The 16025-nt window shown below is 39.9% G+C and carries 19 protein-coding genes and 1 tRNA gene; 14 read left to right on the forward strand and 6 right to left on the reverse strand.

From position 1 onward, the window contains the following. Positions 1–5: 5 nt before the first annotated feature. The 3 genes from M2448_RS04355 to M2448_RS04365 are packed head-to-tail and all read right to left on the reverse strand — an operon-like array spanning position 6 to position 4151. Entirely contained in the window at positions 6–3002 is a 2997-nt protein-coding gene (locus M2448_RS04355; protein ID WP_280646624.1) for a tetratricopeptide repeat protein, read from the reverse strand. After that, on the reverse strand, positions 2999–3520 hold the full coding sequence (locus tag M2448_RS04360; protein WP_280646625.1) for an NUDIX domain-containing protein: 522 nt from the start codon (positions 3518–3520) through the stop codon (positions 2999–3001). Before M2448_RS04360 ends, M2448_RS04355 begins: the two co-directional genes overlap by 4 nt. A 46-nt stretch (positions 3521–3566) precedes the next feature. After that, positions 3567–4151, reverse strand: a complete 585-nt coding sequence (locus M2448_RS04365) for a DUF3109 family protein (protein WP_280646626.1) — start codon at positions 4149–4151, stop codon at positions 3567–3569. A gap of 314 nt (positions 4152–4465) precedes the next feature. On the opposite strand from M2448_RS04365, the gene M2448_RS04370 reads away from it, so the two are divergent. Both M2448_RS04370 and M2448_RS04375 read left to right on the forward strand, forming a co-directional pair. Continuing rightward, positions 4466–4537: transfer RNA gene (locus M2448_RS04370), tRNA-Arg, on the forward strand. 86 nt (positions 4538–4623) lie between these two features. After that, positions 4624–5988: a phage integrase SAM-like domain-containing protein gene (locus M2448_RS04375; protein ID WP_280646627.1), complete on the forward strand. Its 1365-nt coding sequence runs from the start codon at positions 4624–4626 to the stop codon at positions 5986–5988. Positions 5989–6298: 310 nt separating this feature from the next. Here the strand turns inward: M2448_RS04375 and M2448_RS04380 are convergent, their stop codons facing one another. Genes M2448_RS04380 through M2448_RS04390 form a run of 3 tightly spaced genes read right to left on the reverse strand, consistent with a single transcriptional unit; the run spans position 6299 to position 7244 of the window. Continuing rightward, positions 6299–6565, reverse strand: coding sequence for a hypothetical protein (locus M2448_RS04380; protein WP_280646628.1), 267 nt, complete (start codon positions 6563–6565; stop codon positions 6299–6301). Between the two features lies 1 nt (position 6566). After that, positions 6567–6776, reverse strand: coding sequence for a hypothetical protein (locus tag M2448_RS04385; RefSeq protein WP_280646629.1), 210 nt, complete (start codon positions 6774–6776; stop codon positions 6567–6569). Between the two features lie 30 nt (positions 6777–6806). Continuing rightward, a complete protein-coding gene (locus M2448_RS04390; protein ID WP_280646630.1) occupies positions 6807–7244 on the reverse strand; it encodes a helix-turn-helix transcriptional regulator in 438 nt (145 codons plus the stop codon). Positions 7245–7381: 137 nt separating this feature from the next. On the opposite strand from M2448_RS04390, the gene M2448_RS04395 reads away from it, so the two are divergent. The 12 genes from M2448_RS04395 to M2448_RS04450 all read left to right on the forward strand — a co-directional run bounded on the left by M2448_RS04395 (position 7382) and on the right by M2448_RS04450 (position 16025). Continuing rightward, positions 7382–7636 carry an XRE family transcriptional regulator gene (locus M2448_RS04395; protein WP_280646631.1) on the forward strand — a complete coding sequence of 85 codons (255 nt, stop codon included), beginning with the start codon at positions 7382–7384 and terminating at the stop codon, positions 7634–7636. Between the two features lies 1 nt (position 7637). Continuing rightward, positions 7638–8189 carry a helix-turn-helix transcriptional regulator gene (locus M2448_RS04400; protein WP_280646781.1) on the forward strand — a complete coding sequence of 184 codons (552 nt, stop codon included), beginning with the start codon at positions 7638–7640 and terminating at the stop codon, positions 8187–8189. A 253-nt stretch (positions 8190–8442) separates the two neighbouring features. Further along, positions 8443–8727, forward strand: a complete 285-nt coding sequence (locus M2448_RS04405) for a hypothetical protein (RefSeq protein WP_280646632.1) — start codon at positions 8443–8445, stop codon at positions 8725–8727. Between the two features lie 5 nt (positions 8728–8732). Continuing rightward, positions 8733–10733: an AAA family ATPase gene (locus tag M2448_RS04410; RefSeq protein ID WP_280646633.1), complete on the forward strand. Its 2001-nt coding sequence runs from the start codon at positions 8733–8735 to the stop codon at positions 10731–10733. Positions 10734–10751: 18 nt separating this feature from the next. Further along, positions 10752–11678 (forward strand): recombinase RecT, encoded by a 927-nt coding sequence (locus M2448_RS04415; protein ID WP_280646634.1) that lies wholly within the window; start codon positions 10752–10754, stop codon positions 11676–11678. An 11-nt stretch (positions 11679–11689) separates the two neighbouring features. Next, positions 11690–12418 carry an MBL fold metallo-hydrolase gene (locus M2448_RS04420; RefSeq protein ID WP_280646635.1) on the forward strand — a complete coding sequence of 243 codons (729 nt, stop codon included), beginning with the start codon at positions 11690–11692 and terminating at the stop codon, positions 12416–12418. Beyond that, positions 12415–12777, forward strand: coding sequence for a hypothetical protein (locus tag M2448_RS04425; protein WP_280646636.1), 363 nt, complete (start codon positions 12415–12417; stop codon positions 12775–12777). The genes M2448_RS04420 and M2448_RS04425 overlap by 4 nt, the downstream gene beginning before the upstream one ends. After that, the gene (locus M2448_RS04430; RefSeq protein ID WP_280646637.1) at positions 12770–13210 is read left to right on the forward strand and encodes a hypothetical protein; all 441 of its coding nucleotides are present in this window, start codon (positions 12770–12772) and stop codon (positions 13208–13210) included. The genes M2448_RS04425 and M2448_RS04430 overlap by 8 nt, the downstream gene beginning before the upstream one ends. 128 nt (positions 13211–13338) lie before the next feature. After that, on the forward strand, positions 13339–13905 hold the full coding sequence (locus M2448_RS04435) for a hypothetical protein (RefSeq protein ID WP_280646638.1): 567 nt from the start codon (positions 13339–13341) through the stop codon (positions 13903–13905). Between the two features lie 49 nt (positions 13906–13954). Continuing rightward, complete coding sequence (locus M2448_RS04440) at positions 13955–14383, forward strand: hypothetical protein (RefSeq protein ID WP_280646639.1); 429 nt, start codon at positions 13955–13957, stop codon at positions 14381–14383. Between the two features lie 27 nt (positions 14384–14410). After that, a complete protein-coding gene (locus M2448_RS04445; RefSeq protein ID WP_280646640.1) occupies positions 14411–15169 on the forward strand; it encodes a hypothetical protein in 759 nt (252 codons plus the stop codon). 49 nt (positions 15170–15218) lie between these two features. After that, positions 15219–16025 (forward strand): hypothetical protein, encoded by an 807-nt coding sequence (locus M2448_RS04450; protein WP_280646641.1) that lies wholly within the window; start codon positions 15219–15221, stop codon positions 16023–16025.

The following is a 16025-nucleotide window of genomic DNA, read 5'->3' on the forward strand; positions in this document are numbered from 1 at the left end:
ATTGGTTATTTCAGTGCTGCCAGACGCTTAGTGATCATGTCTGCCAGATCGGCTTCAGAGCCTTTATAATTAGCCTGCAAGCTCTCCAGATATTGACGTGCCTGAAACTTATCTCCTTTGGCTGTATATACATCGGCCAGAACAACGATTGCTCGTGCCATCCAATATTCGTGAGGAGTGCCTTCTTTCATGAATGCCTGTACTTGTTTCTCAGCTTTATCATACGCCTTACTCTGATAGTAAATATCAGCAAGCAGGTATTGCGATTCGGCTCCAAAGGCTGTACGGGTATCTTTCGCCACTTCTTGTAGGTCGGCTATAGCTTTATCGGACTGTCCGGTATTTTTTAACGATTGTCCTCTGTAGAAACGGGCTTCGTTAGCTACTGTAGTCGAGAGTTTAGAACCTTCCAGTAATTTGTTCGCTGCTGTAACTACATTACTGTCTTTTTTCATCAGGTATGCACAACGCAGCATTCCTAACTGTGCCGTATTCTTATTATCACTGTTGGAAGCTACCTGATTAAGATGCTCGTATGCAGCATAAGCTGATTCATAGTTCTTACGGTCAAATTCTATACCCGAAGCAAATATCAGAGCATCGTCTATATATTTAGGGTTATTAGAGTTGATAACCTCTTTGAAGTTGTTGAGAGCTGTGCTATAATCCTTTGCTTCAAAAGCCATGCTACCCAGATAGTAGTGTGCATCGCTTGAGAATACACCGTTAGGGTAAGTTTGCAAGTATTTGTTGAATGAAGTCTTCGACTCATCTTTGCGGCCTTTCATGTAAACATTTTCAGCAGCCAGATATGTCAACGAATCCTGACGGCTTGCCGAAAGGATAGTTCCTTTACCCAGTGAATTTACATAAGATGCATAAGAGCCTATATCGTTTATGTCTTTATAAACACCCTCCATACTTTGTATAGCTGTGCGGGCTTCTTCCGAGTTAGGATAATTGCTTACGACCTGTTTGTATGCAGCGATTGATTTCTGAGGGTTATTCGTGTTGAAATACAACTGTCCGAGCTGTACCCCTGCTTTCTGAGCCAGATTTGATTTTGGATATTCGCTCAATAGTTTTTCCAATACAGGAATAGCGTCTTTTTCCTTATCGAGCATTACCAATGCCCTGCTCTTTTCGTACAAAGCATCATCGTAATATTGCGAGTTAGGATATTTAGCCATCATGCTGTTCAGAGCCGATACTTTACCATTATAGTTGCGTTGCATGCCTAAAACAAAAGCCTTCTGGAATTCCGAATAATCTGCGTTTGTAGGGTTTACTCTTGCTGCCTGTGAATAATAGCTCTCAGCTTCGGAGAAGTTGCGGCTGAACAGATAACAGTCTCCGATACGGTTCAGGGCATCGGGATAATTAGGTGACTGGCGATTTACTTCTGCCGAAATATATTTTCTGAAGTTAGTCAGTGCTTTACTGTAATCTCTCTGTTGATAGTTGGTATATCCCAGATTGTAAAGAGCCAGCGGGTAATTCTTTTGAGTAGGCGAAACCTGTGCTATATATGTAGAATAGTCGCGGTTTGCCGCCTGATAATCTCCGTTGCGGTAAGCGATTTCGCCGCGCCAGAAGTATGCTTCGTTTCGCACTTCGGTATTGTAGTTACCCAGATTGATCGCAGCATTCAGGTTTTTGTCAGCAGTATCGTACTTGCCGTCTATGAATTCCTGCACACCCAGCTGGAATAGGATGACCTGTTTTGCATCCAGTATTTGCTTACCCGGCGACTTTATACTGTTGATAGCCGAAAGTGCCGTATTGTAGTTTTTAGTAGACAGTAATGTGGTAGCCAAAGCCTCATTTACCTGATCGGTATATCTCGAATTAGGATATTCGGTAAGGAAACGCTGCGAAGCTGTGATAGCCTGTCCGAATGCCGAACCGCCATCGCGATTCATCAACATTACATAGTTGTACAATGCTTCCTCGCTTATTCCCGAGTCAAATTTCGAACGGGCGGCAGCATCAAAAGCCATTATGGCGTTCTGTGTATCATTTTCTTTCAGATATGATTGTCCGAGTAACATATATCCGGCTTGCCCAAGTAGATCGTCGGTAGAGGCAACATGTTTCAGTGCATTTACTGTTTTGCTGTATGCCCCTGTGCGGTAGTATGCTTCTGCCAGTTGGAACATATCGTCGCGGAATGGCGTTTCGGTTGCGTTCAGGTATTTCTCATAATTGCTGATAGACTGAGAAGAGTTTCCTGTGCGGTAGTAGCTGTTACCGAGTAAACGATACACTTCTGTTGCATTCTTTGTATTCGGATATGTGGCAAGGTATTCTTGTCCTTCCGATATGGTTCCGTTGAGGTCTCCCTGCAAATAAGCGCTCTGCATTAGGAAGAATGTCGATGTCTCTCTGTATTCACTCCTGTTTTTCAGCTTGCGGAATATTGCAGTTGCCTGATCGTATTCCCCATCTTGGAAGTTAGCGTATGCCAGATAATATGAAGCGGGCTCAGAGTACTTGTTACTATTTCGGCTCAATAGTCCGAAGAGGCGTTTTGCCTCAGTGCGACTTCCTTCTTGCAGGTTTGCGTATGCTGTACGATAGCTGTAATCTTCCTGTTCACTATCGGAAAGATAATCCATGTCCGCCTGAGAGAGCCAGTAAAGAGCCTTTTTCCAGTCTTTTTCAGCAAAGTGTGTCGATCCTATGAAAAAGCATAATTGGTTGCGGTGATAGGTTTCCGGATATTCTTCCAGATAATCTTTCAGCGTGTTAGCCATGTTTTCCGTTCCCATGTAGTACATAGAACTGATAATCATGTAGTCGGCTTCCTGTATTAATTTCGAGTCTTTCGATTTTGTCTTGAATTCTTCGAGCATATGGATTGTTCCTGCATAATTATCGTTCAAGAACATTTCTTTACCTTGCGAAAAAAGCCTTCCGGGCTGTTCCGTATATACGGATTTTTGCGCATAAGCCGATTGCAGGCTGACTACAATACCTATCGCTACAAGTAGTTTTTTCATATTTTCATTTTTTGTATTTTTCTTACTATTTCTTTTACCGACAGCAATCCGAACAGGTCGGGATTCAGCTCCGGTATTTTGATGAACTGAAGATTTGCTACATCGTCTTCAGCTTTAAGTGTGGCTGTGCTTTCCACTTTGCAGCGGTAAACCAGATCGAGTGTGTGTACTTCAAAGCCGGAATATACATATATATTAGGGATGGAGAACAGGTACTCTGTTTCCGTCACATTCAGATTGGTTTCCTCTTTTACTTCACGTATAACGGCTTCTTCCCCTGTCTCGTGCATATCTACAAAGCCGCCGGGCAAGTCCAGTGTGCCTTTTACCGGCTCGTGTGCTCTGGTAGCTACAAGCAGTTCATTGTTTTCATTTACAATGATGGCAACAGTGGAAGAGCATGAGTTGAAGTAGTAGACGAAGCCGCAGTTTTCACATCTTTTCGATTTGATGTTGTTTTCTACAAAGCGATTTGAACCGCATTTAGGACAGTATTTGAACTGTGAAAGTGGGTGCATTCTTATTTACAAATTCGTTATAATAATTGAATATAATATATTAATATTACTTCGATTCCTTACTCTTAGCGTATTCTTCGGCTACAAGAGACAGCTCATTGTACCAGTCTTCACCGAAACGGCGTACCAGAGGTTCTTTCAGAAACTGGTATATTTTTAGTCCATTTTTGTTCCCTAACGCTACGGCAGCTTTACACACTCTCCATCTGTGATAGTTCACAGCGGTGAAGTCTTTATATTTCTGGAGGCGGATAGGGTACAGGTGACACGAAATCGGCTTATAGAAACCAACCCTTCCTTCGCGGTACGCTTTTTCTATAGCGCATTTACATATGCCTTTTTCATCGTAATATGTAAATACACAATCTTTACCGTTGACAATAGAAGTGACCATTTCCCCGTCATCATCTTTGTAAGCTACACCTTGTTGTTTTATGATTGCCTGAGCGGCAGGAGATAAATCGTCCCAGACCTGTGGCAACAGGTCTTCTATTATTTTGACTTCCTCATCTTCGAGAGGCGCACCGGAATCTCCCTCTACACAACATTCTCCTTTACAAGCAGACAAGTCGCACAGAAAATTTTCCTCTATTATATCAGATGCGACTATCGTTTCGTTGATCTGAAACATTCTGTTAATTGCAGTTTTTTAATTATTTAGCAAATATAATTGTTTTTAGCGCTTCTTACAATCCATATAACATCTAATTAGCAAAAAGTGCTCTTCCATTTAACACTATTTGATTAAATATAAAATCTATTTGCCATATCTCGGAAATTCTGTTATTTTTGCATTGAATTTGCCGAAAGCCGAAAGGTAAATTAGTATGGCGCAGTAGTTCAATGGATAGAATAGAAGTTTCCTAAACCTACGATGGGTACAAAGCTACAAAAGTGTAGTGGAATAAAAAAACGATCTTTGAATCAGATGTAAAAAGCAGATAAGCCCCTGTAGTTCAACGGATAGAACATCGGTTTCCTAAACCGAAAATATGAGTTCGATTCTCATCGGGGGTACTTTTTACTTTCTTAATCTCTCCAAAATCCGCAAATAATAGCTACTTTTGCAGTGATTTGTTCTACAATAGTTCTACAAAAATCTTATGGCTACATTCAAAGCGGAAATTTATGCTCATCATAAAAAGAAAGATGGTACCTACAACATCAAAATAAGAGTTACCCATAATCGGCAAAAAAGGTACCTTGATACTCCTTATTATATAACTAAGGATGATATTACCCAAAAGACATTCAAAATAAAGAATCAGTATTACATTGATAAGACTGATGAAATAATTAAAACCTATCGGAGAAAGTGTGATGATCTTGGTGTGCTCATCAAAGAGATAGATATTGATCAGGTTATATCTCTCATAACAAAGGATGAGAAAGAGGATCGGTTTGATTTGGATATAGTCGCTTATGGCAGGGAGCTTGTTCGGCAACTAAAAGCAACTGGACACAAGGGAAGTGCTTTAGCATACCAAAACGCTATAAACAACCTGGTGAAGTTTACAGAAAGAGAAATTATAAGCATCCACGAAATCACCTCTAAATTTGTTCAGGATTGGATCCTATGGATAATAGAACAACCACCCAGGGCAAACAGAAAAAAGGGAGAGCGTGCACAGTCTTTATATCCCAGTAATTTGCGTGCGATACACAATAAAGCAAAAGAGGAGTTCAATAATGAGGATCTTGGAATAATCAATATACCATTATCTCCTTTCAAAAAACTCCCTAAAATACCACAAGCTAAAAAGCGTGCTCTGGATGTTGATCAGCTCAGGAGGATGATGGATCTTGATTACACCCTTATACTACAGCCAGGGAATAACAAGTTCAACCTTGCAAAAGATGTGTTCTTGTTAAGTTTTGGGCTTGTTGGTATGAATGCAGCAGATCTATATAATTGTGATTGTTATGAGGGTGGCAGAATAACATACCAGAGAACGAAAACAAGAAATAGAAGAGCTGATAAAGCAGAAATATCTATAAAGGTAGAGCCAGAGGTAAAGCCTTTATTTGATAAATACAGAGATCCTACTGGGGAGCGTGTGTTTTGCTTCTATAAAATGTACTCATCCATAGATTCATTTACCTATGCCATTAATGGATTTGATAGAACCGATGAAAAAGGGAATAGGCATATAGTGGGGTTAAAAAAAGTCGGTTATTCACTTGGTATTGAAGATCTACAATTTTATGCTGCCAGGCACACATGGGCTACCATTGCTGCTAATGATGTGGGGATAGATAAATTCACGGTGCATACTGCATTAAACCATGTGGATGAACAGATGAAAGTAACTGATATGTATATCAGGAAATCCTGGGATCCGATTGATAGAGCTAACCAAAAAGTTCTGAAATTTGTGAAGTTCAAACAGGATAATGTGGAGGAACCAAAGTCTGATAATTGTTTGCTTAGGCAAAAGGTCAAGCAAATACCTAAGCAAAAAGAATGATTTGCTTAACCACTTGCTTAGGCAAATGAGGTTATTTTGCTTAGGCAAAATTTAGAATTTGCTTAACCATTTGCTTGTATGTTTGCCTAAGCAAAGTTTTTTCAAGCATAATCAAAGATATGAGTATTTATCACATTTATATAATAGCCAATAAGTTACATTAAAATTATAGTGCTGAGGATTTTGGTTTTGCTTAACCATTTGCTTAACCATTTGCCTAAGCAAAAGTAAAACGGTACTATATATATGTATATATTATAATAATACTATAATATTATATAAAGAGTATATAGGGGATTATTAAGGGGAATCATTTAAACATCTTACCAAAACCAGTAAGAAGCCACTCAGCATTTACATTATATTCTCTCACCATTGGTATCAACCATGAGAGTTGAAACCATCCACGTCCGAGATCTTTTCTTTGAGCTACAAAATTTCTCCTGTCGATATTGTATAGTCTGCAATATGTATTAACACCCCTGATCTCCTTTTTAGCTATTATGGCATCCAGGGCAGAATAGAAACGCTCCATTATCTGTTTCGATTCATCTGTAATACTTCTTACCGTACCCATCCTAAAGCAAGTTATATTTAAGGTGGTTTATATCTTCTTTTAGGGATTCAAGCTCATCAGTTGGCTCATTGTGTACCTTAGCCTTATCTATGGCAAAATTAAGCTCCTTTTGTGCCTCTGAGACTACATTCTCATCTATTTCCTTTCCATTTATGTGATCCGAAAAGCATTTTTTATAAAGCTCGATCACAATCCTGTTATATTTTTCCATACTAAAATAACGATTGTTTAATACCAAAAACTACACGGCATCTGCATGATCTGCATTGCTTTCCTGGTGGGCATCCGTTTTTTTCCTTTCGTCCAGAAGTGCCTCCAGTCTGCCTATCTTTCTGTTAAGCCTCTCAATTTCTTTCTCTTTCTCCTCCAAAAGAGAATAGGGTGCAATGAGTTTATCATTCATCATTTTCACTATTTGCCTGGAGAAAACATCGGCTCCTACGTGCATTACTTCCTGGGGTGTAGCCTCAGGCACTGAAATTGGATCTATTTTATCCGTATAGTATTTGGATATATTTCCAAATTTGGACTGCAATATATCCAACTTATCAGGTGGAATTTGCCTAATTCCTCGCTCAATTCGAGAAATAAAGTTCTGACCGCACGAAAATAACTCAGCTAACTCAGATTGAGTTAAATTATTGTCAGTTCTAAAGCGTTTCAAATCAAAGGATTGCATATCTTAAACCATTTTAATCCGAAAATATATCCAAAATATATTGTATAATCTGGATATATATCCTATATTTGCATCGTGAATAATTTAATTACACTACAAACATACAAAAAAAGTGTGTTTGTGAAACAATTTAAAGCATGAAAAAGGATAAAATGACAGAAACAGACTATCAGTCTTTTGCTCAGATTTACAAAGGATTGCCTGAGCGAACAGAAGTGAAAGCTCCAAAAACGGCATTTGTTGAAAGGATTGCTGAGATCACCAAAAAATCTACTAAGACAGTTCGCTGCTGGATAGCTGGTGTACAGCGACCAGATGCGTTGTGCCAAAGTTTGATTGAAAAGGAGTTAGGTGTACCTGGTGAATATTTATTTCCAAAAACAGATGATTAAAATGAAACCTGTTGAGTTTTACACCACACCAGAGGGAGAGGTTACTATGAAACCTCTTGGAGAGGCTGAGAGACAGCTGAAAGAAACGGATAGGGAATTTATCCAGGCATTCCTGGAGATCCTAAGGGAGTTCTATCCTCATTCTTTTGAGGCTCTAATGGAGGTGTATTCTAAAAGCGATGGAAATAAAAATTACAGGGATTACTTGGCAGTAAGGCGGTTTATCAAGTGCAATTTTGGGCTATATGATAATATGATTGATTTAGATGATTCCTGGAACTTCAATTTTGAATTTGTAGGATGCCCACTGAGGGGTGAGTGTAAATATGACAAAATTATATGTGCTCCTAAATTCGATTCAAAGTTATCAGATAGGGAGCTTGAAGTAATGAAAATGCTCTATAAGGGCGTTAGCGATTCCAATGTAGCCGATAGGCTATTTATCTCTCTTAATACCGTGAATAATCACAGGAAAAATAGCTTTAAAAAGCTGGGTGTACACTCAATGCCTGAGTTTATGCGGTATGCTATGACAAATAATTTATTCAAATAACTAATGCAACACAGTTATGACTTCGGAAACATTATCTAACCTAATTTTTGGCTCCATTTGGTGCGTGTTATGCACCTGTAGTCTTATCGGAGCAATTTTCTACAATGCACATCACCAGTTTGTTTTGGCTGGTTTATCGGGATCAATGGCTTATGTGAGCTATGTTGATGATTACCTATCTGAAAGTGTAAAACATTACTTCTGTAAAGTTCGGAGAGCAAAAAGAATACAGAAACTAAAACGTATGTGATTTATGATCCAGTTAGAACTCTATGAGCTTAAAAATCTATGCAAGGATATGGCTGAGCTTGGAGCTGCTAATTATGCTAAAATGCTCTACCCTGCAAAAGATATTATCTCACAAAGAGAGGCTTTTAGGCAGTTTGGGGAGGCTCGTGTAAAGGATTGGATTCGTAGGGGGTTAATATCTGGTACCAGGAATGGATCCAGCGAAAACTCAAAGATTCTATACTCCAGAGCAGATCTCCTGGCTGTTGAGAAATCAGAGAAATTAAATTTTATAATCAAAAGTAAATGAGGAAAATGAGACAGATTTATTTAAAAAAGTTGATACTTAGAAACTTCAAAGGTATCAAAGATCTTACCATTGATTTTACCGAACAGGAGACTGTGATTAGCGGTGATAATGGAACAGGTAAGACTACAGTTTTTGATTCATTCCTTTGGTTGCTATTCGGAAAAGATAGCACAAACAGAGCAGATGGGAATGGTGGTTTTAACATCAAAACCTTGGATGATAACGGTAAGCCGATTTTGAATCTGGAGCACGTTGTAATAGCTACTCTGTTGGTTGATGGTAAAGAGGTAACTCTACAGCGTTCTTACTTGGAAAAATGGGGTACTGGTGTTAATGCTGGGCAGCTTAAAAATCATTACACTGAGTTCTATTTGAATGGTGTAAAGCTGGGAACTAAAAAGGAATATGATGCTGAGGTATCGGCAATTCTACCAGAGGATGTTTTCCGTATGGTTACAAATCCTTTCTATTTCCCTACCCTGCCAGCAGCTACTCAGAAAAATATGCTCATGGATATGGCTGGCAATGTAACGGATCAGGATGTGGCAGCCCTAAAGCCTGAATACCTGGAGCTGTTAAGTCAAATCACAGGTAGAACTTTGGAGCAATTTAAGAAAGAAACTGCTGCCAAAAAGAAAGCTATACAGGATGAGCTGAAAGAACTCCCTGCTCGTATCGACACAGCTACTCAAATGATGCCAGAGGCTGAAAATTGGAGTGAGTTGGAAAAAGAACTCAAAGCAAAAAAAGAATCCCTACAAAGCATAGAGGAGCAAATCACCGACAAATCAAAACAGGTAGAGAGTGCCTATAAAGCCAAAAGTGATATTCAGGCTAAGATCGGACAAAAACGCTTAGAGAGATCTAAAAAAGAGAGTGAAATCCGTGAGAAAGCAAATACAGCGAACAATGCTACACGCTCTGAAATAAAGGAGCTGGAGTATAAAATCAAATCAACAGAGGATGATATAAGCAGAAAGAGTAGCCGTGTATTTGCTATTGATTCAGAGATCTCAACTCTCAATACAGAGTTAGATACATTACGTGGTGAGTATCGTGCTATCAACTCTAAGCAGTTGGAGTATCCAGCTGGTGCTTTTGCTTGTCCTACTTGTAGCCGTCCGTTGGAGGCTGAGGATATTGAGACTAAACAGAATGAACTTTTATCTAACTTCAATCTGGAGAAATCGAAACAGCTACAGGATAACAAAAACAAGGGAGTAACGAGATCGGCTAAGGTGAAAGAACTGCAAAAAGAGCGTGAGGATGTTCTGGCTGAAACTAAGCAACTGGAGGCTGATCTGGAAAACCTTAATGGTCAAAAGAAATACAAAGAGGAAAATCTACCAGATGCTCAGGATCCTCAAAAACTTATTGAGGTAGATGCTGACTGGATCCGTTTGGGAAATGAAATTACCGAACTTGAAAACCAGTTGAGTGTAGAGGCTCCAGCTGTGGACACATCCGAACTACAAGATGGCAAACGCCTATTATCCGATAATATAGCAAGCCTTAACAAACGCCTGGCTCAAAGAGACACTATAGAGCGTGCTCAAAAGCTAATCCAGGAGTATGAGGATAAAAAGCTATCCAATAACGATGCTCTGGCTCAACTTGAAAAAACAGAGCTTACCATACTTGAATTTCAGAAAGCTAAGGATAATGAGCTGATGAAACGAATAAATGGAATGTTTACTATGGTTTCTTTCTCTTTCGTGGATGAGCAGCTGAATGGCAATGAAAAAATAACCTGTGTATGTACCGTTGATGGTGTGCCTTTCCCCGATCTGAACAATGCCAGAAAAATAAACGCTGGGCTTGATATTATCAATGCTATATGCAACTCAAAGGGAATATCTGCACCTATTTTCATTGACAATAGAGAAAGCGTTAATGAGCTTATCCCTACTGTTTCTCAGGTTATCAATTTGACGGTTAGCAAGCATCCTAAGCTGATGATCAAGATGCCAGGTGATGAACCGATGGAAATGTATCAGGAGTTATAATCAACTAAAATAATTAATATGACACAACAAGCAGTTAAAGGCACAGGATCTAATGTGCCAGCACAAACTAAGAAAATAGATGTGCTAAAGAATATGCTGAATGCTCCCTCTGTTATGGAGCAGTTTCAAAATGCTCTCTCTAAGAGTGCTCCAACATTTGTAGCCTCTGTGATTGATCTGTATAATGGAGATTCCAATCTCCAGATGTGTGAGCCTAAGGCGGTGGTAATGGAAGCTCTGAAAGCAGCTGTACTGAAATTGCCGATCAATAAAGCTCTGGGATATGCTTTTATCATTCCTTTCAACAATAGTGTAAAGGATGAAAAAGGTAACTGGACTAAAAAGATGATGCCTACTTTCCAAATGGGTTACAAAGGCTACATCCAGCTGGCAATGCGAACAGGTCAATACAAAACGATCAATGCAGATGTGGTGTATGAGGGAGAGCTTAGAAAGGTAAACAAGCTCACTGGAGAGATCGCTTTTGATGGTGAGAAAACATCCGATAAAGTGGTAGGTTATTTCTGCTACTTCGAGCTTATGAACGGCTTTTCAAAAACACTCTACATGACAGTAGAGCAAATGGCTGATCATGCAAAAAGATACTCAAAAGGGCTTAAAAAAGAGACTACAGTAGAGAGCTTGATGAATCTGGCTAATCTGCCAGTGGCAACCGATAGCAAAACTGTAGGATGGATGGGTAATTTTCATGGTATGGCTGTAAAAACCGTTATCCGAAATTTACTAAGTAAATACGGCTATCTCTCTGTAGAAATGCAAGAGGCAATACAAAATGACACAGAGGGAGATACTGATGTGCGTGATTCTCTTGTAGAAAAGAATGGCAATATTCAGACTTTTGAGATCAGTGATACTCATTATGAGGATGTAACCGAGGCAGAAAATCAACCCAAATCACCAGAGGAGGTAGATCCAGGGTATTAATACACGAAATTATGGAATTGAAAGTATTAGGTAGCTCATCAAGCGGTAACTGCTACATTCTGGACAATGGGAATGAGGCTCTGATAATTGAGGCTGGGATCCGATTTATGGAGGTAAAAAAGGCTTTGGATTTTCAGTTACGCAAAGTTGTGGGCTGCCTAATCACCCACCAGCACAACGATCATGCTAAGTATATCAAAAACATGGTAGATACAGGCTTTTATGTACTGGCTCTCCCAGAGGTTCTGACTGCAAAAGGTGTGAGTGGATCCAGGGTGAGATCGTTGGAACTTGGTAAGGGATACAAATTCGGCAATTTCAAAGTAGCTCCTTTTGCTGCGTGCCATGATGTTCCCTGCGTTGGTTATCTGATCGATCATCCTGCCAGTGGCAGAATATTATTCCTTACTGATAGCTGTATGTGTGAGTACACTTTCCCAGGGCTTAATCACATATTGATTGAGTGTAATTATTCTGACAGGAAACTTATTGAGAGTATTAATGCTGGCATTACTCTCCCGATTCAAAGAACTCGCTTACTGACTTCACACATGGAGCTGGAGACTTGCAAGGGGATCCTTTCCGCAAATGATATTTCAAATGTGAGTAATGTAGTTCTGTTGCACCTCTCTAAAGATAATGGGGATGAACCACGATTTATATCTGAGGTACAAAGGGCTACTGGTAAGCTGGTATATATCGCAAAACCAGGTTTAACAATTCAATTAGATAGATTATGATAGCAGGATTTACAGAGCAAACAAAACCACTATCATCTTATGAAAGTGATACGTTGCTCCCCTTGATCGTTCAGGGGCTTCACAGCAAAGTAGGAAAAGAGAAAGCTATTACAAACCAGCAGATCTGCACGGCTCTTAAAAAGCAAGGATATAAGCTGGATAATGCACGGCTGAGAAAAATAATAAACCATATCAGGACAAACAACCTGGTTATAGGTTTAATCGCTACCAGTGATGGCTATTACATAGCTGAGGACAAAAAAGAGCTGGAGGTTTATGTGGGTAGTTTGATGGGTAGAGAAAATGCCATTCGTGTTGTAAGACAAAGTTTACAAAGCCAGATAGCACTGTATGAGTAAGAAAGTTCACATAGAGAAAAAGAACGGTTTATTTAACCTCAAACCCATATACGGATTAATGAACTCTGTTCTGGATGGGATTTATCGCTTTGAGATGAAAAAAGTAAGAAAGCCCAGATCGAATGATCAGAATGGATGGTTATGGGGGTGTATTTATCCTATGCTATTGGATGCTTTGCTTAATGAGGGGTGGGAATTTACCTCCTGTGAGCAGGTACATGAGTTCTTTAAGTCTCAAATGACAGCGGATAAGGTAGTGAATAAACACACTGGGGAGATAATAACATTCCCAGGATCTACTGCAACGATGGATACACTAACTTTTTCTACCTATTGTGAAAAGCTCAGAGAGTATGCACTGGAGTATCTTAATCTGGAAATACCAGATCCAGATCCAAACTGGAGGCAGTCCGATGAAAATAATACCGAATAACATAGTGTAAGATCTCATTAGGCTGTTACCAGTGCTAATTGAAAACATCCCTCCAGGTAGAAGTACCAGGGTGGAAAATGCCATAAGACTAACAAAAATAATTATCAAACGCTTAAAAAATTTGAAAGATGAGCAAAGTTGAAATTAAAAAAGAAAATGTAGATGCTGCCTATAAGGTAGCTGATGAGAATGTAAAGAAAGTTTTGAACGCTCTGTTCGGCAAAGAACGCAAAAAGCCTACACTGGATGATCATACAACCATTCAGAGTTATGAGGATGCCTGTGAAGCTCTGGGAGAGCCTCAGGAGGTATTTATGGAGGGAATCCCTCCTCACATTGTAGCTCTTATGAAGTTAGAGACTATCAGCCGTGCTTTATGGGGTAGAACCTTTCAGCCGAAACCAGATGCTGAGGGTAAAGAGATCTACTGGTGGGTATGGTGGGCTTTATACACCCAGTCAGAGATTGATAATATGGATGAGGATGATCGTGGTGCCCTGTTGTCTGCGTATGCGGCGACTGGGGCGAGTGCTGGGTTCGGTTTCCTGGGCACGGGTAATCGCTCCTCGCACTCGGCTGCGAACTTTGGGTTCCGCTTGTGCCAAGAAACGGCTGAAAAGGCACGGTATTTTGGACGGACATTCAACCGATTATGGGCTGAATATCTGGCTTTTAATTTCACCGTGGAAATATAATATCACTAACAATTAATAATCATTCAAGATGAAAAATGAAAAGAAAGGCATGAGCGACATAATGTTAGCTGATGTGCCTATTGAAAAACGTGCTCAAATTCTGAGAGATAGCTGTGATCAGATTGAGGAAAAGCATTACACCCGAAAGTTTGAACAGGCAGAAATCAATGAAAGGCGTGAGGAGCTTGCTGAGGTATCTATTCAGATCAACGGCTTGCATCAAGAATTGAAAGAGATAAATGCCGACTTCAAGGGCAGAATTAAGCCTAAAGAGGAACGTAGAGGTAGGATCCTGGATGAGTTGAAATCTGGAGGAGAGTATGTAAAATCGGAATGCTACAAGTTTATAGATGCTGATCTGGGCAAAGTAGCATGGTACACTCCTGATGGTTATAAGCTGGAGGAAAGAGACATTAACCAGGAGGAGAAACAACGGACGACATTCCAGGCGTTCAGACGAACTGGAACAGATAATTAAGTTATTAACAATTAATTCATTTACAAGATGGAAAAAGAAGAAAAAATCCAGATCCATATCCATGAGGGAGTGGATGTTTCAAAACCGATTGAGGTTATTATTAGAGAGGGTGCTGCTGCTAAAGCCACTGAGGTGTTACCGACAAAAGCTCCTGAGAGTATCAGTTTGGATGGAGTAATCTCAACTCCTTTTGATTGGTTGGAGAAAAGAGTAGAAACAATCGAACAAAAACAGGCTAATATCAAAGTGGATCGTGAGGCTATGACTATTGCCCTCACTATCAACGAAACCGATTCCTACAACAAAAATACTATTACTGGCAAAGTCCAGCTCTCAGAGGTATTTGAAAAGTTCGGTATCAACGATGAGAGAAAAGCCTGGGCACCTGGAAAATTAGGGCAGTTTTTACGCCTTAATCGTGGTGTGTTTGAGGATAAAGAGAAATGTATGGTTATGGTTTCTAACCTCAAAAACTTTACAGCAAACGCTAAATCAGAGATCCAAAAGCAACGAGATCCATCTGGCTCTATGGCTGAGGTGTACAAGTGCCAGGTTGAAAGCAATTTGCCAAAATCATTCTCTGTATGCCTTGCTGTGTTCAAAGGAACTCCAAAGGAGCGTATTGAGGTAGAGTTCGACCACTACCTGAGTGATGGTGAGGTTTTCTTACAGCTTGTTTCTCCTGGAGCAAATGAGATGGTAGAGGCTTACCGTGATTCCTGTATTGACCAGGTACTGGATAAAATCAAAGAGATTGCTCCTGATATTGCAATTCTGGAAGTGTAAAACAATTTGGGAGAGGGTACTTAGTGCCCCTCCCTTAAATCTCTAATATATGGCTAAAGATAAAAACCCGATGCCCTTTTTTACAAGAGACTGGCTGAGCTGTGCTGAGGTAAAGTTCCTATCTCCTGATATTCGTGGGCTATGGTTCGATTTGATCTGCTATATGTGGGAGTGTGTTGAGCGTGGTGTGATGGTAAAGCCTAACCACCAGCCGTACACCAAGGAGGAAATAACTGCAATGATCGGAACAGATTGTTCTGGCTCCTATGGATGGCTGGATGTTTTACTTGAAAATGGTGTGTGCTCTATTAGAAGTGATGGAGCCATATATAGTAGGCGAATGGTTAAAGATGAGGAAATCAGGGAAAAACGGAGGATCGCTGGTAAAAAAGGTGGAGATGTTACAAAGGCTAAAGTATTCACTAAGCAGGGCACCGAAACTAATTTACCTGGTGATGATGCCACACCACCTCCACCACTAACACCAGAACAGCAGGAAAAGGCTGAAAAAGCCAAAAAATACAAATATGCTGAGTTTGTCTCTCTTACCAGGGATGAATACGCTAAACTATGTGCTGAATATTCTGAGGAATCAGCAAAAGCAATGATAGGCATTCTTAATAGCTACAAAGGCTCTAAAGGGAAAAGATATAAGTCAGACTATCATACTATACGAGGATGGGTAAAAGATAAATATTACGAAGATCAACAGAAAAATGGAATTGAACGGAAACAAGCTAACGGAGGAAATGGCTTTGCGAATAATCAAGGAACACAGGGAGGCTCAATATTTAACCAGGGAGAAAGCCCAGAGGGAGGTTCTGAGCCACAGAAGGATTATTCTAAAAGGTTCTAA

Source organism: Dysgonomonas sp. PF1-14, assembly GCF_029892965.1.
Taxonomy (GTDB): domain Bacteria; phylum Bacteroidota; class Bacteroidia; order Bacteroidales; family Dysgonomonadaceae; genus Dysgonomonas.